Here is an 18024-nt window from a genome sequence, read left to right as displayed (position 1 = left end):
ATTACTTGGAAAGCAAGCGCATGGCTTCTTCTAGGCCTTTGAGCGTCAGGGGGAACATGCGTTGGCCCATCAGTTGCTGGACGATGGCGATGCTTTGGCGGTATTGCCACAGGCCTTGCGGTTCTGGGTTGATCCAGGCGAACTGTGGGAAGGCGCGCGTCAGGCGTTGCAGCCATTCGGCTCCTGCTTCTTCGTTGTTGTATTCCACGCTGCCGCCGGGCTGCAGGATTTCATACGGGCTCATGGTCGCATCGCCGATGAAGATCAGTTTGTAGTCTTTGTTGTATTTGTGCAGGACGTCCCAGGTGGCAAATTTCTCGCTGTAGCGGCGGCGGTTGTGCTTCCACATGAAGTCGTACACACAGTTGTGGAAGTAGTAAAACTCCAGGTGTTTGAACTCGCTTTTGCTGGCGCTGAAGAGTTCCTCCACCCGTTGCACATGCTCGTCCATGCTGCCGCCCACATCCATCAGCAGCAGCACTTTCACGTTGTTGTGGCGCTCCGGCACCATCTTGATGTCCAGGAAGCCGGCGTTGGCCGCGGTGCTGCGTATGGTGTCGGGCAGGTCCAGCTCGTCGGCATGGCCTTCGCGGGCGAACTTGCGCAGGCGGCGCAGCGCCACCTTGATGTTGCGCGTGCCCAGCTCCTGCTGGTCGTCGTAGTCTTTGAAGGCGCGCTGGTCCCATACTTTCACCGCGCTTTTGTGGCGGCTCTTTTCCTGGCCTATGCGTATGCCTTCGGGGTTGTAACCATTGGCGCCAAAGGGGCTGGTGCCGCCGGTGCCTATCCATTTGCTGCCGCCTTCGTGGCGTTCCTTCTGCTCTTCGAAACGCTTTTTGAGCGTTTCCATCAGCGCGTCCCAGCCCATTTTTTCGATCTGGGCTTTTTCTTCGGGGCTGAGGTCCAGCTCCAGATTTTTGCGCAGCCAATCCAGCGGGATGTCTTGCGTGAAGTCGGCCACCATCTCCACCCCCTTGAAGTAGGCGGCAAAAGCCTGGTCGAACTTGTCGTAGTGCTTTTCGTCCTTGATGAGGGTGGTGCGGCTGAGGTAGTAGAAGTCGTCAATGGAGGTGCCGTCTTCTCTGGCCGGACCGACAACACCCGCCTTTAGCGCTTCCAGCAGGCTCAGGTATTCCTTGACGGAGACCGGCAGCTTGGCGGAACGCAGGGTGTAGAAGAAGTCGATCAGCATGGTGGCGGCAAGCAGGCTCAGGGGCGCGGCTTGTCCAGCAGGTATAGCAGCTGGGCCTTGACCTCGGGCCATTCGCCGCTGCGCAGGCTGTACATCACGGTGTCGCGGATGGTGCCGTCGCGCCGCACCGCATGGCCACGGATAACTCCGTCTTTTTTGGCGCCCAGGCGTTCAATGGCGGCTTGCGAGGCAAAGTTGAAGTTGTCGGTGCGCCAGCCTACGACATGGCAGCCCAGGGTTTCAAATGCGTGTGTCATCAACAGCAATTTGGCCGTGGTATTGACGTGGCTGCGCTGGCTACTTTTGCCATACCAGGTGTAGCCAATTTCTACGCGCTTCACGGCCGGCAGGATGTCGTGGTAGCTGCTGGACCCTAGCACGCGGCCGGTGGTCTCGTCCTTGACTACGAATGCGAAGCGGTTGCCATCGGCACGCATCTTCAGGGCAGCCTCAATATAGGTGCGGGTGTTCTCGGGTTCGGGCACCGAGGTGACGCGGATGTTCCAAAGCTCGCCGTCGGCTGCGGCGGCTTGCAGGCCGCTTTCGTGATGCAGTTCCATGGGTTCCAGCAAGACACCGCGGGCACGCAGGTTCACGGCTTGTACAAAACTCATTCCAAAACTCCTACTGTGGATGGCAAGGTTAGCGGTTGCGCTGGTTCATGAAAACCAGCTTTTCAAATAGGCTTACATCCTGCTCGTTTTTCAGCAGGGCACCTACCAGTGGCGGCACGGAAACTTTTTGGTCCTGGCTGTGCAGTGCCTCTGCTGAAATGTCTTCGGCGACCAGCAGCTTGAGCCAGTCCAGCAGCTCGGATGTGGATGGTTTCTTTTTCAGACCCGGTAGGTTGCGCACGTCGTAAAAGGTCTTCATGGCCGCAGCCAGCAGCTCTTTCTTGAGGCCGGGGAAGTGCACATCCACGATCTTCTGCATGGTGCTGGCGTCCGGGAACTGGATGTAGTGGAAGAAGCAGCGCCGCAGGAAGGCGTCGGGCAGTTCCTTTTCGTTGTTGGACGTGATGAACACCAGAGGGCGGTTCTTGGCACGGATGAGCTCCCTCGTTTCATAGCAGTAGAACTCCATGCGGTCGATTTCGCGCAGCAAGTCATTCGGGAACTCGATGTCCGCTTTGTCTATTTCGTCGATCAGCAGGGCCACCGGCTCGTCTGCGGTAAAGGCCTGCCACAGCACCCCCTTGACGATGTAGTTGTGGATGTCCTTGACCCGCGCGTCGCCCAGTTGCGAATCACGCAACCGGCTGACGGCATCGTATTCATACAAACCCTGTTGCGCTTTGGTGGTGGATTTGATGTGCCATTGCAGCAAGGGCATACCCAAAGCGGAGGCGACTTCCTCGGCCAGCATGGTCTTGCCTGTGCCGGGTTCGCCCTTGACCAAGAGCGGCCGTTTGAGCGTAGCCGCCGCGTTGACTGCCAACATCAAATCCTGGGTAGCAACGTAATTGTTGGAGCCTTGAAACTTCATGGTGGTAGGGGTAAAGGAGGGTAGGGTGATTGAATTGCCGACGCATATAATCCGCGCACGTCGGCGAGCTTGATGTACAAGCTTGTTTCTCCCCCAGATTGTGCGCGCAAAAAATGAATAAATTATTGACCACGGTGTTGACGTTTGCAGTAGCTTCGGTGGGCACTCTGGCGAGTGCGCAAGACATTGTGGGAGATGCCAAAGCGGGGCACGCCAAGGTGGATATGTGCATTGGCTGCCACGGTATCAAGGGCTACCAGGCCAGCTTCCCTGAAGTGCACAAGGTGCCCATGATTTCCGGGCAGGGCGCGAAGTACATCATCTCAGCGTTGAGCGCCTACAAGAAGGGCGACCGCAAACACCCCACCATGCGCGGCATTGCCGATTCGCTCAGCGACCAGGACATGGCGGACGTGGCGGCCTACTACAGCACCCTGGGTGTGGTGGAAGGCGCAACGTTGCCAGCCAAACCCACTGTGCAGCCCTCTGCCCAGGTAGCAGCATTGCTGACCAAGGGTGCTTGCGTATCCTGCCACGGTGATAACTTCTCCAAGCCTATCGACCCCAGCTACCCCAAGATTGCGGGCCAGCATGCGGACTACCTCTATGTGGCTTTGAAGTCGTACAAGACCGAGGGAAATCCCTTGGTGGGTCGCGGCAACGCGATCATGGGTGGTGTGGCCAAGCAGTTTTCTAACGCCGAATTGAAGGCCTTGGCCTCGTATGTGCACTCGCTGGACAGCGAGTTGAAGGTCGTACCGCAGTCGCGCTTCCGTTAAGCCTGTCTACAGCACAAAAAAGCCCGCTATTGCGGGCTTTTTTAATGGTTGCGGAATGTGGTGTCTTGGTGTGCCCAGGGCTTCAATCCCGGGTGGCTTGGCGTTGCACACAGGCGATATAGGCTTCGCCATCAGGTGGGCGGCCGGCGCGCTGGCTTTCCCACAGCATCTGGCCCAGGCAGTCCATGGTTTCGTGGTGGGCTGCGTGCAGCGAGTCGCGCCGCCGCGTCAGCAGCTCCACCGCCTGGCGTATGCCGCGCGGCTGGTCGATGGAGCATTGCTCGCTGATCGACAAGTGCATGGACAGGTGCAGAAAGGGGTTGGTGGCTCCGGCCTCCAGGTCGTAATTGCGTACCAGGGCGGCATCCAGATCCTGCAGGTCTGCATGGTATTCAGGATGCTCGTCCATCCATTGGCTTGCTATTGTTTCGATAGCTTCCAGCGCTTGACCTGTCTTCGCCTTGGCGTAAACAGTACAGAAAAATCGGCGGACATCGGCTTGCGAGGGATTGAACATGGCGCCAAGCCTACCACGGCCAAACCGAGGTCTTTTTCCCTTTCCTAAAAGCCACCACTTTGTCCAGGAGCTCTGCTGACCACTGTCGGCTGTGTCTGCACAAGGGCTCCTTTGGACTGACGGGGTGTGTTGGATACGCGCAACTTCGCGGTGTCGTCGCTGTTGTTGTCCGTAGCGTTTGTAAAGGCCAGGAGGGAGTTGCGCTTTGCCACAATTTTCCTGATGTTGGGTATGCTATTTACCGGTAAGCAGCTGCTGCAAGGCACTGTAAAGTAGGTGCTGCAGTTGTATGAATATGCCGCAAGGATGAGGCTTGTATACGGTTGAGCCAAGGGAAATTCGCTAGTTCCCCGTGTAAAAGTGCCTTGCTCTCTGCATGGCTATGGAATTAAATGGTTACATCTGTTACTTAAATACCTGATTCCATCTCCGGAGATACCATGGACCAGACGGGGCGCCTCTACAAAATCGACCAGCTTCTGCGCCAACACAAGGTCATCAGCTTCGCCGCACTGCAGGCTGAATTGAAAGTATCCCGTGCAACGCTCAAGCGTGATCTGGATGACCTGCGCAAACGGCTGAAATTGCCCATCGAATGGAGCCGCGCTGCGGGCGGCTACCGGCTTGCGGCGCTGCAGGAGCCCAGAACCAGTGCCCACGAGCTACCGGGCCTGTGGTTTTCGCCAGCCGAGATCCAGGCCTTGCTGACCTTGCAACATCTGTTGGCCTGCCTGGATACCGGTGGGCTGATACTCAACCCCGTGTCCGAGGCCGAACGTTTGACGGCGCTCTTGCAAAGCGACAACGTGGAGCTGCAGGAGCTGCGCCATCGCGTGCGCATCGTGGGACTGGAGCGCGAGCCCATCACGCCGCGCTACTTTGAGCGGGTAGGCCAGGCCCTGGTGCGGCGCAAGCGCTTGCTGCTGACCTATACCAAGGGCGATCTCACGCTGGGGGGGTGCGAGGTTTCGCCTCTGCGGATGGTGTCCTACCAGGGTGTCTGGTACCTGGAGGTGTGGTGCCATGGCCATAGCGAGCTGCATAGCGTAGAAGTGGCGGCCATCACCGATGTACAGGTCTTGGGCACCGGCGCGGTGGACATGGGCGCGGACAAGCTGGATGCGGCTTTTGGCCCGCTGTACGGCATTTACCCCAGCGGCAGGGTGCGTTGGGCGCGGCTGCAGTTTGGCGCGGAGCATGCGGCGGAAGCGGCGCATCTGCAGTGGCATTCGCAGCAGCAGGGTCGCGTGCAGCAGGACGGCAGCTACCTGCTGCGCGTGCCTTACATGGACCACCGGGAGCTGATGGGCGACATCCTGCGCCACGGCGCACGCTGCGTGGTGCTGGGACCGGCCAGCCTGCGCCAGGCATTGGCCGACGAGGTGGCCAAGATGTCCGCCGCCTACCAAACGGTTGCGCCGCTGGATGAGCCCGAGGTGGTGGAGTAAAGCCTTCTCAATGGCCCCGGGTTCTGGTGCGGCGTTGCGCCTGCTCCTCCCGCTCTTGGGCCATTTGCTCCTCTAGCTGCTGGCGGCCTTCGGTGGCCACGGCGATCAGCTTGTTGCGGTCTTTGCGGTGCGGGTACATCTGCTCGAACAGCGCGATGTTGTGCCGCCGAAAGCGCATGGCCTGCTGCCGTGCCTCGTGCGGCGGGTAACCCACCAGTTCCAGCACCGAACGCGCACTGCGCAGGCTGGACTCGAACAATTCACGCTCCACCCGCTGCACCCCCCGGTCGCGTAGTGCATACCAGTGGGGCACGTCGCGGGCCCGGGCGACGATCTCCAGGTTGGGGAAATGCTCCCGTGCGATGTCCACAATCTTCAGGCTCTGCGCTTTGTCGTCCACTGCCACGACCAGGATCTTGGCGGTGGCTGCGCCCGACAGGCGCAGCAGGTCTAGCCGGGTGGCGTCGCCGTAGAACACGCGAAAGCCGAACTGGCGGATGGTCTCCACCATTTCCGCGTCGTGGTCCAGCACGGTGGCGCCTATGCCCTCGGCCAGCAGCATGCGGCCCACGATCTGGCCATAGCGGCCAAAGCCGGCAATGATGATGGGCGCTTCTTGCTGCTCGGCCAGCTCTTCCAGCTGCGGCCCGCCGCGCTGCGCCAGGCGCGGCAGCAGCAGCTTGTCGATGGCCAGCAGCAACAGCGGGCTGACCAGCATGGACACCGCTACCGAGCCAATCAGCAGGGACGAGGTCTGCGCTGAAAACACCTGGGCCGCCGTGGCGGTCTGGAACACCACGAAGGCGAACTCACCGCCCTGCGCCAGCAGCACGGTAAACACCGGCCGCTCCTGGAAGGGCACGCCCATGGCCTTGGCAATGGCGTAGATCACCAGCAGCTTGGCCAGCAGAAAACCGGCCACGATGGCCGCCATCAGCCCCGGCGAACGCAGCAGCACGCCAAAGTCCACGCTCATGCCCACGGCAATGAAGAACAGGCCCAGAAGCAGGCCCTTGAAGGGCTCGATGTCGGTCTCCAGCTCGCGCCTGTACTCGCTCTCGGCCAGCAGCACACCGGCCAGAAAGGCCCCCAGCGCCATCGACAGGCCCACCGACAGCATCAGCGAGGCAATACCCACCACCAGCAGCAAGGCCGCAGCGGTGAAGATCTCCGGCGTCTTGCTGCGCGCGATCCAGCGGAACAGCGGGCGCAGCAACAGCCGGCCCCCCAGCACAATGCCCGCGATGACTGCTATTGTTTTGAGAGCTGCCAGCGCAGGTGATGTCTGCGCTAGCGCGTCATTTTCTTCAGAAATAGTGCCCAGCAGCGGTAGCAGCGCCAGAATGGGAATGGCGGCCACGTCCTGGAACAGCAGGATGGAAAACCCCGCCTGCCCGCTGCGTGTGGGCAGCAGATTGCGCTCGCCAAACACCTGCAGCGCAATCGCCGTGCTGGACAGGGCCAGCCCCAGCGCCGCCACCAGGGCGATGCGCCAGGGTGCGCCGGCGGCCATGCCGCCCAGCAGGATCACCACCGCGCAGCCCAGCACCTGGGCCGAGCCCCAGCCGAAGATGGGGCGGCGCAGGCTCCATAGGCGCTTGGGTTCCAGCTCCAGGCCGATCAGGAACAGCATCAGCACCACGCCGAATTCGGCGAAATGCAGGATGTCCTGCACCTCGGTCACCAGGCCCAGACCCCAGGGCCCGATGACGATGCCGGCGGCCAGGTAGCCAATGATGGAGCCCAGGCCCAGGGCCTTGCTTAGCGGCACGGCGATGACCGCCGCGCTCAGGTAGACAAAGCTGTTGACCAGCCAGGAGGGAGCGTGTTCCATGGGGTATCAGATGTCCGTTGCGGCTTCGGGCCAATGGGGGTAGTGCTGCAGGCGCTGGCGGAACTGCGCGATATGCGCCAGCACCTCTTGCTTGCCCGCACTGTGCGCGCTGTGCAGCACCAGCGGCGGCAGAAAGCGCATGCCGCACAGCGCGGCGGTGTGCTGGTAGGGCGGCAGGAAGGCATCGAAATCCGTCGCCTGCTTGCCGTTGGCCTGGTGGGGTTGGTAAGTGCCCTCCTGCCCGCCGGTGGTCAGCACCAGCCACAAGGCTTTGCCACGCAGCGCCGTGCCGGGGGTGCCTTGGGGCGCTGTCTCGTCGGTTTCGGCGGACACCACACCATAGGCCCAGCCGTAGGTCAGCACCTCGTCAAACCACAGTTTTTGCAGCGCGGGCATGGAATACCACTGTATGGGGTGCAGCAACACCAGCAGGTCGGCCGCCTCCACGCGGGCCTGCTCAGCCGCCACGTCGATGCTGTAGTCGGGGTAGTTGGCGTACAGGTCCTGCACCTCCAGATGCTGGCCGTCTGCGGTGTCGGCCAGGGCCCGGGCCGTGTCCAACAGGCGCTGGTTGACGTGCGAGGCGCGCCAGTTCGGGTGGGCAGCCAGCAGGTAGATGCGCGGTGGGGCGTCGTCGGGGCGCGCTGTGTCGGCTGGATGGGGGTGGGAGCTGGCTTCGTGCATGCCGCTAACATAGCAAATTCTCAACCAGGAGTTCTCCATGCCCATCGTCGTTGTCGCCAGCCCCAAGGGCGGCGTCGGTAAATCTACCTTGGCCACCCAGATTGCGGGCTACTACGCGTCTCGGGGGCATGCAGTGCTGCTGGGCGACGCCGACCCGCAGCAGTCGTCCCACCTGTGGCTGAGTCTGCGCCCAGCCAGCGCGGCCCCCATTACTGCGTGGCACGTGGCGGCTGACGAAATCGACAAACCGCCCAAAGCCAGCAAAAACGATGGCTATGTGGTGCTGGACACGCCCGGCGGCCTGGACGGCAAGCGATTCAAGGACGTGATGAAGCTGGCCGACAAGATCGTCATTCCCCTGCAGCCCAGCGTGTTCGACATTTTTGCCACGCGCAAGTTTCTGGACCGCCTGGCCGAACACCGCCGCATCGACAAGATGCAGGTCGGCCTGGTGGGCATGCGGGTGGACGAGCGCACCTTGTCCGCCGACCGCCTGCGCGAATACCTGGACGGCCTGGAAGTCCCGGTGCTGACCCATCTGCGCGACACTCAAAACTATGTGCATTTGGCTGCAGGCGGCCTGAGCCTGTTCGACGTGGCGCCCAGCCGGGTCGAAAAAGACCTGGAGCAGTGGCATCCCCTGGCAGCCTGGCTGGACGCCTGAGCCGCTTGAAAACCTTCGCCACTTTCGCCGAGTTGGCCACCGCCGTGGGCCAGGAGATTGCCGTCAGCGACTGGACGCAGATCACCCAGGCCCAGGTGCAGCAGTTTGCCGACGCCACGGGCGACCAGCAGTGGATACATGTGGACGTGGAGCGCGCCAAGGCGGGGCCGTTCGGCGGGCCGATTGCGCACGGCTTTCTGACGTTGTCGCTGCTGCCGCGCCTGTTTGAGGACTCGTTTGCCATCGCGGAGTCGCGCATAGCGCTGAACTACGGCCTGAACAAGGTGCGCTTCATCCATCCGGTGCCCGTGGGCAGCCGCCTGCGCGCGCGCCTGAAGCTGCTGGCCTGCACGCCGCTGGCCGAGCCGGGCGTGCAGATCAGCCTGGAGGCGACGCTGGAGCTGGAAGGCCAGGCCAAACCGGCCTGCGTGGCCGAGTCATTGCTGCGCTACTACGCCTGAACAGATTTATAAGAAATAGGCCTCTGGCGCAGGATTTACCTGCGCAAGTAGCTATCTATTTAATAGCTTGAGTTATTGAAAGCCGCACTGGCGCCAAGCTTCAAACACCGTTACGGCTACGGCGTTCGACAGGTTCAGGCTGCGCTGGCCGGGTCGCATGGGCAGCTTCAGGCAGTTCTGCGGGCTGAAGGCGGCACGCACGCTCTCGGCCAGGCCCTTGGTTTCGGAGCCGAACACCAGCCAGTCACCGGGTGCGAAGGCGGTGGCGTAGACATTGCCCGTGCCCTTGGTGGTCAGCGCGAACAGGCGTTGCGGGTCGGGCTGGGCGGTGGCCAGAAAGCTGGGCCAGTCGGCGTGGCGCGTCAGCGTGGCGTACTCGTGGTAGTCCAGCCCGGCGCGGCGCATGTGCTTGTCGTCCATGGAGAAGCCCAGCGGCTCCACCAGGTGCAGATTGCAGCCTGTGTTGGCCGCCAGGCGGATGACGTTGCCGGTATTCGGCGGGATTTCGGGTTCGACCAGGACGATGTTCAACATGCCTGGATTATCCTGTCGCATCCCCCTCTTTTTGACGCCCCATGAAAACCATCGACCTGCGCAGCGACACCGTGACCCGTCCCACCCCCGCCATGCAAGCCGCCATGCTGGCCGCACCCCTGGGTGATGACGTGTTTGGCGATGACCCCACGGTGAACCTGTTGCAGGACAGCCTGGCCGAGCGCCTGGGCTTTGAGGCTGGCTTGTTCTGCCCCACCGGGACGCAAAGCAATCTGATCGCCTTGATGACGCATTGCCAGCGTGGCGACGAATACATCGTCGGCCAGGAGGCGCATTGCTACAAATGGGAGGCTGGCGGCGCTGCCGTGCTGGGCAGCATCCAGCCCCAGCCGCTGGACAACGCGCGCGACGGCAGCATTCCGCTGGAGCGCATCGCTGCGGCCATCAAACCCGACGACGTGCACTACGCCCGCACCCGCCTGCTGGCGCTGGAGAACACCATTGGCGGCAAGCTGCTGCCGCAGGACTACGTGGACGCGGCGGTGGCCCTGGCCCATGGGCGCGGCCTGCAGTGCCATCTGGACGGGGCACGTTTTTTCAATGCCGTGGTGGCCTCGCAGCAGCCTGGCGAGGCGCTGATCCAGACCGAACGCCGACTCATCGCTGGATTTGACTCGGTCAGCATCTGCCTGAGCAAGGGCTTGGGTGCACCCGTGGGCTCGGTGCTGTTGGGCCGCAAGGACTTCATCGCCCAGGCACGGCGCTGGCGCAAGATGGTCGGCGGCGGCATGCGCCAGGCCGGCGTGTTGGCAGCCGCCGGCCTGTACGCGCTGGAGCACCATGTGGCGCGCCTGGCCGATGACCACGCCAACGCCCGCCTGTTGGCCGAGTTGCTGGCGGGTGTGCCAGGCTTGCAGGTGGATGCCGGGCCGACGAATATGGTGTTTTTGCATGTGGCCGCCGAGCAGGCCCAGGCCTTGGTGGAGCACCTGAAAGCCCAGCAGGTGCTGGCCACCGGCCTGTACACCCTGCGCCTGGTGACGCATCTGGACGTGTCGCAAGACGATGTGCGCCGGGTGGCCCAGGTGGTGCGGGCGTTCTTCGAACGCTAATCTACGGGTGTACGCGCCACCACCAGGCCGGTGATGTGCGCGGCGCCGGCCTGGCGCAGCACGGCCGCCGCGCCAAACAGCGAGGCGCCGCTGGTCATCACATCGTCCACAAGCACCACCCGTTTGTCCCGCACACTGTGGGCCCGCAAGGGCTCCAGCGCGAAAGCGCCTTTGACGTTGCGCAGACGGTCGGTGCGGCTCAGGGCGGGCTGCGGCGCGGTGTGGCGGGTGCGCAGCAGCAGCCGGGCGTCGGTTTTGTGCGGCGCCAGGTGGCGCGCCAGTTCCAGCGACTGGTTGAAGCCACGTTCGCGCAGGCGCTGGGCGGACAAAGGCATGGGCAGCAGCACATCACACCGCTCCAGCGCAGGTTCCACCCAGGGGCTGTGGCGCAGCAGGTCGGCCAGCGTGGCGGCCCAGCCTACGTGCTGCTGGAATTTGTAGCGCGCAATGCACTGCGACCAGGGGTAGGCGTAGTCCACCGCCGCCAGGCACGCGTCCAGTGGCGGCGCTTGCCGCAGGCAGCTACCGCATTGGCCCACGCCCTCGGGCACCACCAGGGCGCAGGTGCTGCAGCGCAGGCGCGGTTGGGCAAAGCGGGCCACACAAGCGCCGCACACCGGCTGGCTGGGCCAAGCCCGGCAGACGGCGCACTGGCTGGGCAAAAGGGTTGCTGCCCGGTGGATAAGCGCGCGGAACATGGCCTCAATATACTAGCCGGCTAGCTTATGACGACCCAACTTCCGCCCACGATTGACCCCGCTGCTGCTGCCCGCTGGGCCCGGCTGCCCGCCACAACCTCCCCTTGGTTGCACGAGGAGGTGGCCCGGCGCATGGAAGACCGCCTGCAGTGGATCAAGCTGCAGCCCCAGGCCTGGGCCCACTGGGAGCCTGTGCGCGGTGGTCTGGAAGCCCATGCCAAGCTCACGGCGCGTTACCCGGATTCCGCATGTTATGTGGTGGAGGCGCACGAAAATCAAGCGCAAGCAGCTATTCAATCTGTAGCAAAACCGTGGTGGAACCCGGTCCGCTGGACGGCGCCACCCCAGCATGCCCAGTTGCCGCCCGATGGCAGCGTGCAGATGCTGTGGGCGAATATGCTGCTGCATTCCGCGTCCGACCCGCAAGCCCTGATCGCGCAGTGGCACCGGGCTTTGGCGGTGGATGGCTTTCTGATGTTCTCCTGCCTGGGGCCAGACACCGTGCAGGAGCTGCGCAGCGTCTATGCCGCCCAGGGTTGGCCGCTGCCGGGCCACCAGTTCACCGATATGCACGACTGGGGTGACATGCTGGTACATGCGGGCTTTGCCGAGCCGGTGATGGACATGGAGCGCATTCGCCTCACCTACGAGAACCCGCAGCGTCTGCTACAGGACTTGCGCGAGATCGGCCGCAATCTGCATCCCCAGCGTTTTCCGGGTTTGCGTGGCAAGGCCTGGCGCGCGCAGCTGGAGGCCGCACTGGCCCGCCAATTGGCCAGCGCCGCAGAGCAGGGGCGGCTACCGCTGACGTTTGAGCTGATCTATGGCCATGCCCTGAAACCCGCGCCCAAGCTGCGGGTTAGTGCCCAAAGTGCGGTTTCGCTACGCGATATGCGCGATATGTTGCAGAGGTCAAAACCGGGTGCGGCATGATGGTTTCTAGGTAGGCCGCCAGCGGGAAAGGCGGGCTACAATGAATTTGAAAAAACATATGGGTATCTTCCCACGCAGCTAAGCCCATCGGCAAGTGACATCAAGTCGTCCGACGGGCTTAATTTTGTGAGTGCCATCCGTGTCGAATCTGGTATTTCGCTTCGCCACCGTTTCCGGCCAGAACATCCACTGGTTTCTGAAACGCAATTGTTCGGTCACTCCGACCCAGCTGGCTTGGCTGTACGCGTCGATCTGCTTGGTGTCTTTGGGGATTGCATCCTTTTTCTGGATGCAGGGTGCCAAGCTGGTATTTCCTTTTGCGTGGCTGGAGCTGGCGGCCGTGGGCATTGCGTTTCTGGTGTACGCCCGCCATGCTACCGATGGCGAGAAGATTTCTTTGCAAGGTCCCCGTCTGGTGGTTGAGTTGGAAAACGCGGGGCGGCTAGAGCGAGCTGAGTTTCACCGTGAATGGGTCAGAATCGAACCCAAAACAGGTGACCGGTCCTTGATAGAGGTGTCCGGCCAGGGATGTTCGGTAGAGGTGGGGCGGTATGTGCGTCCAGAGTTGCGGTCCGCATTGGCCCGCGAACTTCGCATGGCATTGCGCAGCGCTTGAGGGGGTGGTCCAGGGTTGCTTGGGCAGCGTAGACAAACTGGTTCTATTAAGAAGAAGTTAAAACGATGAAGATGATTCCTAACAAGTTGGCTTCACTCCTGCCTGCTGTCGGCGTATGGGCGGGCGCATGGTTCAGCACTGCTGCGCATGCGGTCAATGATCTACCCGGCGGCCCCGCTGTGCGGCAGCTGAATCTGGCCCCAGCAGTCACCAAGATCGCTGAAGAGCAACAATGGCTGCACTGGTTCATGCTCATCGTGTGCTGCGTCATCTTCATCGCGGTGTTTGGGGTGATGTTCTATTCCATCTGGAAGCACCGCAAATCCAAGGGTTACAAGGCCGCCAACTTCCACGAGTCTGTGGTGGTCGAGGTGATCTGGACCATCGTGCCCTTCGTCATCGTTATTCTGATGGCGCTGCCCGCCACCAAGGTGGTGGTCGCCTTGAAGGACACAACCAATGCCGACCTGACCGTCAAGGTCACCGGTATGCAGTGGAAGTGGGGTTACGACTACATCAAGGGCGAGGGCGAAGGCATAGGCTTTGTGTCCACGCTGGACAGCACCCAGCGCGCCATGTCCAACAACGGCGGCCCCAAGGCCAATGAAGCTGTGGACGACTATCTGCTGAAAGTGGATAACCCGCTGGTTGTGCCAGTGGATAAAAAGGTGCGCATCATCACCACCGCCGACGATGTGATCCATTCTTTCGGCGTGCCTGCTTTCGGCATCAAGCAAGATGCCATTCCCGGCTTTGTGCGCGACACATGGTTCCGGGCGGAAAAGGTCGGCACCTACTATGGCCAATGCGTAGAGCTTTGCGGTAAGGAGCATGCTTACATGCCCATCCAGGTGAAGGTCGTGTCGGCCGAAGATTATTCCAAGTGGGTGGACGGCGAGAAGAAGAAATTGGCTGCCAAGGCAGACGATCCTTCCAAGGTCTGGACACTGGACGACATCTTTAAACGAGGTGAAAAGGTGTACGCCTCCAACTGTGCAGCCTGCCACCAGGCCAATGGCAAGGGCGCCGGCCCTATCAAGCCGCTGGATGGCTCGCCCAAGGTGCTGGATGCCGACAAGAGCTTGCAGATCATGACCTTGCTGAACGGTCAGAACAACGGTGCTATGCCTTCCTGGAAGCAACTCAGCGACACCGACATTGCAGCAGTCATTAGCTACACCAAAAATAACTGGTCCAACAAGACGGGCCAACTGGTGCAGCCGGCTGACGTCTTGGCTCTGCGCGGCAAATAAGCTGCTCTCGCAACGTACAGATTTCCAAGGAAAGCAAGATGAGCGCAGTTCTCCACCCCCACGACGACCATGCCCACCACGACGGGCATGACCACCACGCACCTACGGGCTGGCGTCGGTGGGTTTTCGCGACCAACCACAAGGACATCGGTACCCTGTACCTGCTGTTCAGTTTCACCATGTTGATGGTGGGTGGCATCTTGGCGCTGATGATCCGCGCCGAACTGTTCCAGCCCGGTCTGCAGTTCGTGAACCCCGAGTTGTTCAACCAACTGACCACCATGCACGGCCTGATCATGGTGTTCGGCGCCATCATGCCGGCCTTTGTGGGTTTTGCGAACTGGATGATTCCGCTGCAAATCGGCGCCAGCGACATGGCGTTTGCGCGCATGAACAACTTCAGCTTCTGGCTGATGATTCCTGCAGCTTTGACGCTGGTCAGCTCGTTCTTCATGCCCGGCGGTGCACCTGCAGCCGGCTGGACGCTGTATGCGCCGCTCACGCTGCAAATGGGTCCCAGCATGGATGCCGGTATTTTTGCGATGCACATCCTTGGCGCTTCGTCGATCATGGGTTCGATCAACATCATCGTCACCATTCTGAACATGCGCGCACCCGGCATGACGCTGATGAAGATGCCGATGTTTTGCTGGACCTGGTTGATCACCGCCTATCTTCTGATCGCTGTGATGCCCGTGCTGGCAGGCGCCATCACCATGACGCTGACGGACCGCCACTTTGGCACCAGCTTCTTCAACCCCGCAGGTGGCGGCGACCCGGTGATGTACCAGCACATCTTCTGGTTCTTTGGGCACCCAGAGGTGTACATCATGATCTTGCCGGCCTTCGGCATCATCAGCCACATCGTGCCGGCCTTTGCGCGCAAAAAGCTGTTTGGCTACGCATCCATGGTCTATGCCACATCGTCGATTGCGATCCTATCGTTCATCGTCTGGGCGCACCATATGTTCACCACCGGTATGCCGGTGACAGGCCAGTTGTTCTTCATGTACGCCACCATGTTGATTGCGGTACCTACTGCCGTGAAGATATTCAACTGGATCGCCACCATGTGGCAGGGCTCCATGACCTTTGAAACCCCCATGCTGTTCGCAGTGGGCTTCATCTTCGTGTTCACCATGGGCGGCTTCACCGGCCTGATTCTGGCGGTGGCGCCCATCGACATCCAGCTGCAAGACACCTACTACGTGGTGGCCCATTTCCACTATGTGTTGGTGGCGGGTTCGCTGTACGCCATGTTTGCCGGCTTCTACTACTGGTGCCCCAAGTGGACCGGTGTCATGTACAACGAACGCCGCGGCAAGATCCATTTCTGGTGGTCGTTGATCGCGTTCAACGTCACCTTCTTCCCCATGCACTTCTTGGGCTTGGCCGGCATGCCACGCCGCTATGCCGACTACCCCATGCAGTTCGCTGATTTCAACGCTATTGCGTCGGTGGGTGCGTTTGCTTTTGGTTTTGCCCAGGTGTATTTCTTCTTCTTCATCGTATTGCCTGCCATGATGGGCAAGGGTGAAAAAGCGTCGCAAAAGCCCTGGGAGGCCGCCGAAGGCCTGGAGTGGGAAGTGCCATCTCCCGCGCCCTTCCATACCTTTGAAACACCACCCAAGCTGGATGCCACGGCAACCCGCGTGATTGGTTAAAGCCTGACCATGCTGACGCCAGAGCAAAAGAAGCACAACCTGCGTACCGGACTGATACTGGCGTCTGTAGCGCTGGTGTTCTTCGTGGGATTTGTTGTCAAGATGGTTCTGCTGAGCCACCACTGAGTCGCTAAAGGCCTGCATGTACGTGCGTCGCGAAAACTGGAAGATGCTGGGCAAGCTGGGCGTTGTCGCGCTGGGCATGTTTGCTTTCGGTTATGCGCTGGTGCCGTTGTACAAGGCGATTTGTGAAATGACCGGCATCAATGTGCTGGCGTTGGCAGAGCGCCAGCTGCCGGGTGATGGTGGTGCGGGTAAGCCTATCAAGCTGCCCGCTAATACCCAGGTCGATATGAGCCGGACCATCACGGTAGAGTTTGATGCGAACGCGCGTGGCCCTTGGGAATTCAAACCCGCCACGCGATCGGTACAGGTGCACCCTGGCGAATTGGCTACCGTGATGTACGAATTTCAAAACGTTCAGAACCGGCGCATGGCCGCACAGGCCATACCCAGCTATGCGCCCAGGCAGGCCGCAGCGCACTTCAACAAGCTGGAATGTTTTTGCTTCAACCAGTACACCCTGGATCCGGGCGAGAAGAAGCAATGGCCGGTGGCTTTTGTGATCGACCCGAAGCTGTCCAAGGATGTGAGCACGATTACTTTGTCCTACACCTTCTTTGAGGTGGGTGGTAAGACGCCGCCAGCACCCGTATCCACGGTAGATGCCGGGCGGCATGTGGAAGCGGGGCGTGGGTCATGAGCGCACCGGCAAAGGCATTGGTGCTTCATACGATCAAGACGGTGGCATGGTCGTTTGTGGGTATACGCAAGCGCAGCGGCTTTGAAGACGATCTGGCCAAGCTGAGCCCGCTGCAGGTAATTGCAGTGGGCTTGCTGGCCGTGCTGCTATTCGTAGTGGGCTTGATGTTTTTTGTCAGTTGGGTGGTGGCGAAGTGATCTGCTTTGCTAAACGGTTAAGAAAATAAGTGAGACCAAGGAGCTGAAATGAGTTCAAGCGCGCATGCCGCAACACCGTACTACTTTGTGCCTGGTCCATCGCGCCACCCAGCGATGGCTGCGCTGGGCTTGTTTTTTGTGATCCTGGGCGCTGGCCAATGGGTGAATGACGCCGAGTGGGGCAAGTATTCGCTGGCCGTTGGCATGCTGTTTTGGTGGGGCGTGCTGTACCAGTGGTTCCGCGACGCCATTCGGGAAAGCGAAGGCGGACTCTATGGCCACAAGATCGACCTGTCCTACCGCTGGGCGATGAGCTGGTTTATCTTCTCGGAGGTGATGTTCTTCGGCGCCTTTTTCACAGCCTTGTGGTGGGCGCGTGCCCATTCCGTGCCGGTATTGGGTAGCCTGGATAACGCTCTGTTATGGCCGGACTTCAAGGCCGTATGGCCCAGCTTGGCCGCGGGTGTCACGGCTTCGCCAGCGAACATCATTGAGCCCTTTGAAACCATGACGCCTTTTTGGCTGCCGACTATTAACACCGGCCTGTTGCTGACATCTGGCGTGACGCTGACAATCGCCCACCACGCTCTGGTCAAGGGCCAGCGCGGCAAGACGATTGGTTTCATGTGGGCCACGGTGATTTTGGGTACGGTGTTCCTGTTCGTGCAGGGTTATGAATACGCTCATGCTTACAGCGAGATGAACCTCAAGCTCAGCTCCGGCGTTTACGGCTCCACCTTCTTCATGCTGACCGGTTTCCACGGCTTCCACGTGCTGGTGGGCATGTTGATGCTGCTGTTCATTACCCTGCGTTTAATGAAAGGCCACTTCACGCCGCAAAAGCATTTTGGCTTTGAGGGTGCAGCCTGGTACTGGCACTTTGTGGACGTCGTCTGGTTGGGCTTGTACGTGATCGTCTACTGGATGTAATGGCGCTGCTCTCTGCCTCCATTCAAAAAAGCGCCGATGGGCGCTTTTTTGTTGCTGCGCCTTATTTGCCGGCCGGGATGCCGGTGGGGTGCAAATACCCTAGCTTCCAACCCACCAGAATGCAAACGAACAGCAACACCGAGAACCCGATGCGGAAGGCTAGCGCTCGGGCCATGCGGTCGGCCTTTTGCGGGCTGTTCGGGTCGTCCTTTCCGCCTTTGAGCATGAAGTACAGGGCAGCGCCCAGGCTAGCGAAGATGGCCGCAAAAGCGATGAGCGCGAGGTAGGTCATGCGGAGC

The 18024-nt window shown here is 60.9% G+C and carries 22 protein-coding genes; 13 read left to right on the top strand and 9 right to left on the bottom strand.

What is annotated here, in order from left to right:
* Position 1: 1 nt before the first annotated feature.
* Genes AC4BBN_RS04845 through AC4BBN_RS04835 form a run of 3 tightly spaced genes read right to left on the bottom strand, consistent with a single transcriptional unit; the run spans position 2 to position 2677 of the window.
* Positions 2 to 1192 (bottom strand): vWA domain-containing protein, encoded by a 1191-nt coding sequence (locus tag AC4BBN_RS04845; protein ID WP_490590818.1) that lies wholly within the window; start codon positions 1190 to 1192, stop codon positions 2 to 4.
* Between the two features lie 17 nt (positions 1193 to 1209).
* A complete protein-coding gene (locus AC4BBN_RS04840) occupies positions 1210 to 1806 on the bottom strand; it encodes a GNAT family N-acetyltransferase (protein WP_490590817.1) in 597 nt (198 codons plus the stop codon).
* Positions 1807 to 1834: 28 nt separating this feature from the next.
* On the bottom strand, positions 1835 to 2677 hold the full coding sequence (locus tag AC4BBN_RS04835; RefSeq protein ID WP_490590816.1) for an AAA family ATPase: 843 nt from the start codon (positions 2675 to 2677) through the stop codon (positions 1835 to 1837).
* Positions 2678 to 2790: 113 nt separating this feature from the next.
* Between AC4BBN_RS04835 and AC4BBN_RS04830 the strand changes: the two genes are divergently transcribed.
* On the top strand, positions 2791 to 3456 hold the full coding sequence (locus tag AC4BBN_RS04830; protein ID WP_490590815.1) for a c-type cytochrome: 666 nt from the start codon (positions 2791 to 2793) through the stop codon (positions 3454 to 3456).
* A gap of 82 nt (positions 3457 to 3538) precedes the next feature.
* Here AC4BBN_RS04830 and AC4BBN_RS04825 read toward each other — a convergent pair whose 3' ends face one another.
* Positions 3539 to 3973: a DUF1841 family protein gene (locus AC4BBN_RS04825; RefSeq protein WP_490590814.1), complete on the bottom strand. Its 435-nt coding sequence runs from the start codon at positions 3971 to 3973 to the stop codon at positions 3539 to 3541.
* Positions 3974 to 4413: 440 nt separating this feature from the next.
* Here AC4BBN_RS04825 and AC4BBN_RS04820 point away from each other — a divergent pair, with 440 nt between their 5' ends.
* Positions 4414 to 5421, top strand: coding sequence for a helix-turn-helix transcriptional regulator (locus tag AC4BBN_RS04820; RefSeq protein ID WP_490590813.1), 1008 nt, complete (start codon positions 4414 to 4416; stop codon positions 5419 to 5421).
* Between the two features lie 7 nt (positions 5422 to 5428).
* Here AC4BBN_RS04820 and kefC read toward each other — a convergent pair whose 3' ends face one another.
* Together kefC and kefF are read right to left on the bottom strand one after the other, a co-directional pair.
* Positions 5429 to 7255 (bottom strand): glutathione-regulated potassium-efflux system protein KefC, encoded by a 1827-nt coding sequence (gene kefC / locus AC4BBN_RS04815; RefSeq protein WP_490590812.1) that lies wholly within the window; start codon positions 7253 to 7255, stop codon positions 5429 to 5431.
* Between the two features lie 6 nt (positions 7256 to 7261).
* Positions 7262 to 7939, bottom strand: coding sequence for a glutathione-regulated potassium-efflux system oxidoreductase KefF (kefF, locus tag AC4BBN_RS04810; protein WP_490590811.1), 678 nt, complete (start codon positions 7937 to 7939; stop codon positions 7262 to 7264).
* Positions 7940 to 7976: 37 nt separating this feature from the next.
* On the opposite strand from kefF, the gene AC4BBN_RS04805 reads away from it, so the two are divergent.
* Positions 7977 to 8603 carry a nucleotide-binding protein gene (locus AC4BBN_RS04805; protein ID WP_490590810.1) on the top strand — a complete coding sequence of 209 codons (627 nt, stop codon included), beginning with the start codon at positions 7977 to 7979 and terminating at the stop codon, positions 8601 to 8603.
* Between the two features lie 5 nt (positions 8604 to 8608).
* The gene (locus AC4BBN_RS04800) at positions 8609 to 9064 is read left to right on the top strand and encodes a MaoC family dehydratase (protein ID WP_490590809.1); all 456 of its coding nucleotides are present in this window, start codon (positions 8609 to 8611) and stop codon (positions 9062 to 9064) included.
* 72 nt (positions 9065 to 9136) lie between these two features.
* Here the strand turns inward: AC4BBN_RS04800 and trmL are convergent, their stop codons facing one another.
* The gene (trmL, locus tag AC4BBN_RS04795; RefSeq protein WP_490590808.1) at positions 9137 to 9598 is read right to left on the bottom strand and encodes a tRNA (uridine(34)/cytosine(34)/5-carboxymethylaminomethyluridine(34)-2'-O)-methyltransferase TrmL; all 462 of its coding nucleotides are present in this window, start codon (positions 9596 to 9598) and stop codon (positions 9137 to 9139) included.
* Positions 9599 to 9639: 41 nt separating this feature from the next.
* Between trmL and ltaE the strand changes: the two genes are divergently transcribed.
* Positions 9640 to 10671, top strand: coding sequence for a low-specificity L-threonine aldolase (gene ltaE, locus AC4BBN_RS04790; protein ID WP_490590807.1), 1032 nt, complete (start codon positions 9640 to 9642; stop codon positions 10669 to 10671).
* Here the strand turns inward: ltaE and AC4BBN_RS04785 are convergent.
* On the bottom strand, positions 10668 to 11369 hold the full coding sequence (locus AC4BBN_RS04785) for a ComF family protein (protein ID WP_490590806.1): 702 nt from the start codon (positions 11367 to 11369) through the stop codon (positions 10668 to 10670). The genes ltaE and AC4BBN_RS04785 overlap by 4 nt on opposite strands.
* Before the next feature lie 27 nt (positions 11370 to 11396).
* On the opposite strand from AC4BBN_RS04785, the gene AC4BBN_RS04780 reads away from it, so the two are divergent.
* The 8 genes from AC4BBN_RS04780 (at position 11397) to AC4BBN_RS04745 (ending at position 17725) form a co-directional block, all read left to right on the top strand.
* On the top strand, positions 11397 to 12302 hold the full coding sequence (locus tag AC4BBN_RS04780) for a class I SAM-dependent methyltransferase (RefSeq protein WP_490590805.1): 906 nt from the start codon (positions 11397 to 11399) through the stop codon (positions 12300 to 12302).
* Between the two features lie 139 nt (positions 12303 to 12441).
* A complete protein-coding gene (locus AC4BBN_RS04775; protein ID WP_490590804.1) occupies positions 12442 to 12918 on the top strand; it encodes a DUF2244 domain-containing protein in 477 nt (158 codons plus the stop codon).
* Positions 12919 to 12983: 65 nt separating this feature from the next.
* Positions 12984 to 14171: a cytochrome c oxidase subunit II gene (gene coxB / locus AC4BBN_RS04770; RefSeq protein WP_490590803.1), complete on the top strand. Its 1188-nt coding sequence runs from the start codon at positions 12984 to 12986 to the stop codon at positions 14169 to 14171.
* 38 nt (positions 14172 to 14209) lie between these two features.
* Positions 14210 to 15835, top strand: coding sequence for a cytochrome c oxidase subunit I (ctaD, locus tag AC4BBN_RS04765; RefSeq protein WP_490590802.1), 1626 nt, complete (start codon positions 14210 to 14212; stop codon positions 15833 to 15835).
* A gap of 9 nt (positions 15836 to 15844) precedes the next feature.
* Complete coding sequence (locus tag AC4BBN_RS04760) at positions 15845 to 15961, top strand: cytochrome oxidase small assembly protein (RefSeq protein ID WP_490590801.1); 117 nt, start codon at positions 15845 to 15847, stop codon at positions 15959 to 15961.
* A gap of 16 nt (positions 15962 to 15977) precedes the next feature.
* The gene (locus AC4BBN_RS04755) at positions 15978 to 16598 is read left to right on the top strand and encodes a cytochrome c oxidase assembly protein (protein WP_490590800.1); all 621 of its coding nucleotides are present in this window, start codon (positions 15978 to 15980) and stop codon (positions 16596 to 16598) included.
* Positions 16595 to 16795 (top strand): DUF2970 domain-containing protein, encoded by a 201-nt coding sequence (locus AC4BBN_RS04750; protein WP_490590799.1) that lies wholly within the window; start codon positions 16595 to 16597, stop codon positions 16793 to 16795. Before AC4BBN_RS04755 ends, AC4BBN_RS04750 begins: the two co-directional genes overlap by 4 nt.
* A gap of 48 nt (positions 16796 to 16843) precedes the next feature.
* Positions 16844 to 17725: a cytochrome c oxidase subunit 3 gene (locus AC4BBN_RS04745; protein ID WP_490590798.1), complete on the top strand. Its 882-nt coding sequence runs from the start codon at positions 16844 to 16846 to the stop codon at positions 17723 to 17725.
* Between the two features lie 61 nt (positions 17726 to 17786).
* Here the strand turns inward: AC4BBN_RS04745 and AC4BBN_RS04740 are convergent, their stop codons facing one another.
* The gene (locus AC4BBN_RS04740) at positions 17787 to 18017 is read right to left on the bottom strand and encodes a twin transmembrane helix small protein (RefSeq protein WP_490590797.1); all 231 of its coding nucleotides are present in this window, start codon (positions 18015 to 18017) and stop codon (positions 17787 to 17789) included.
* Positions 18018 to 18024: the final 7 nt, after the last annotated feature.

It is taken from the genome of Rhodoferax sp. SPJ21 (genome assembly GCF_058216335.1).
This window is presented reverse-complemented; position numbering and strand designations above follow the sequence as displayed.

Bases quoted from the DNA above. Each gene is read 5' to 3' on its own strand.
- AC4BBN_RS04845 (WP_490590818.1), bottom strand. From the start codon at position 1,192: ATGCTGATCGACTTCTTCTACACCCTGCGTTCCGCCAAGCTGCCGGTC.
- AC4BBN_RS04840 (WP_490590817.1), bottom strand. From the start codon at position 1,806: ATGAGTTTTGTACAAGCCGTGAACCTGCGTGCCCGCGGTGTCTTGCTG.
- AC4BBN_RS04835 (WP_490590816.1), bottom strand. From the start codon at position 2,677: ATGAAGTTTCAAGGCTCCAACAATTACGTTGCTACCCAGGATTTGATG.
- AC4BBN_RS04830 (WP_490590815.1), top strand. From the start codon at position 2,791: ATGAATAAATTATTGACCACGGTGTTGACGTTTGCAGTAGCTTCGGTG.
- AC4BBN_RS04825 (WP_490590814.1), bottom strand. From the start codon at position 3,973: ATGTTCAATCCCTCGCAAGCCGATGTCCGCCGATTTTTCTGTACTGTT.
- AC4BBN_RS04820 (WP_490590813.1), top strand. From the start codon at position 4,414: ATGGACCAGACGGGGCGCCTCTACAAAATCGACCAGCTTCTGCGCCAA.
- kefC (WP_490590812.1), bottom strand. From the start codon at position 7,255: ATGGAACACGCTCCCTCCTGGCTGGTCAACAGCTTTGTCTACCTGAGC.
- kefF (WP_490590811.1), bottom strand. From the start codon at position 7,939: ATGCACGAAGCCAGCTCCCACCCCCATCCAGCCGACACAGCGCGCCCC.
- AC4BBN_RS04805 (WP_490590810.1), top strand. From the start codon at position 7,977: ATGCCCATCGTCGTTGTCGCCAGCCCCAAGGGCGGCGTCGGTAAATCT.
- trmL (WP_490590808.1), bottom strand. From the start codon at position 9,598: ATGTTGAACATCGTCCTGGTCGAACCCGAAATCCCGCCGAATACCGGC.
- ltaE (WP_490590807.1), top strand. From the start codon at position 9,640: ATGAAAACCATCGACCTGCGCAGCGACACCGTGACCCGTCCCACCCCC.
- AC4BBN_RS04785 (WP_490590806.1), bottom strand. From the start codon at position 11,369: ATGTTCCGCGCGCTTATCCACCGGGCAGCAACCCTTTTGCCCAGCCAG.
- AC4BBN_RS04780 (WP_490590805.1), top strand. From the start codon at position 11,397: ATGACGACCCAACTTCCGCCCACGATTGACCCCGCTGCTGCTGCCCGC.
- coxB (WP_490590803.1), top strand. From the start codon at position 12,984: ATGAAGATGATTCCTAACAAGTTGGCTTCACTCCTGCCTGCTGTCGGC.
- ctaD (WP_490590802.1), top strand. From the start codon at position 14,210: ATGAGCGCAGTTCTCCACCCCCACGACGACCATGCCCACCACGACGGG.
- AC4BBN_RS04760 (WP_490590801.1), top strand. From the start codon at position 15,845: ATGCTGACGCCAGAGCAAAAGAAGCACAACCTGCGTACCGGACTGATA.
- AC4BBN_RS04755 (WP_490590800.1), top strand. From the start codon at position 15,978: ATGTACGTGCGTCGCGAAAACTGGAAGATGCTGGGCAAGCTGGGCGTT.
- AC4BBN_RS04750 (WP_490590799.1), top strand. From the start codon at position 16,595: ATGAGCGCACCGGCAAAGGCATTGGTGCTTCATACGATCAAGACGGTG.
- AC4BBN_RS04745 (WP_490590798.1), top strand. From the start codon at position 16,844: ATGAGTTCAAGCGCGCATGCCGCAACACCGTACTACTTTGTGCCTGGT.
- AC4BBN_RS04740 (WP_490590797.1), bottom strand. From the start codon at position 18,017: ATGACCTACCTCGCGCTCATCGCTTTTGCGGCCATCTTCGCTAGCCTG.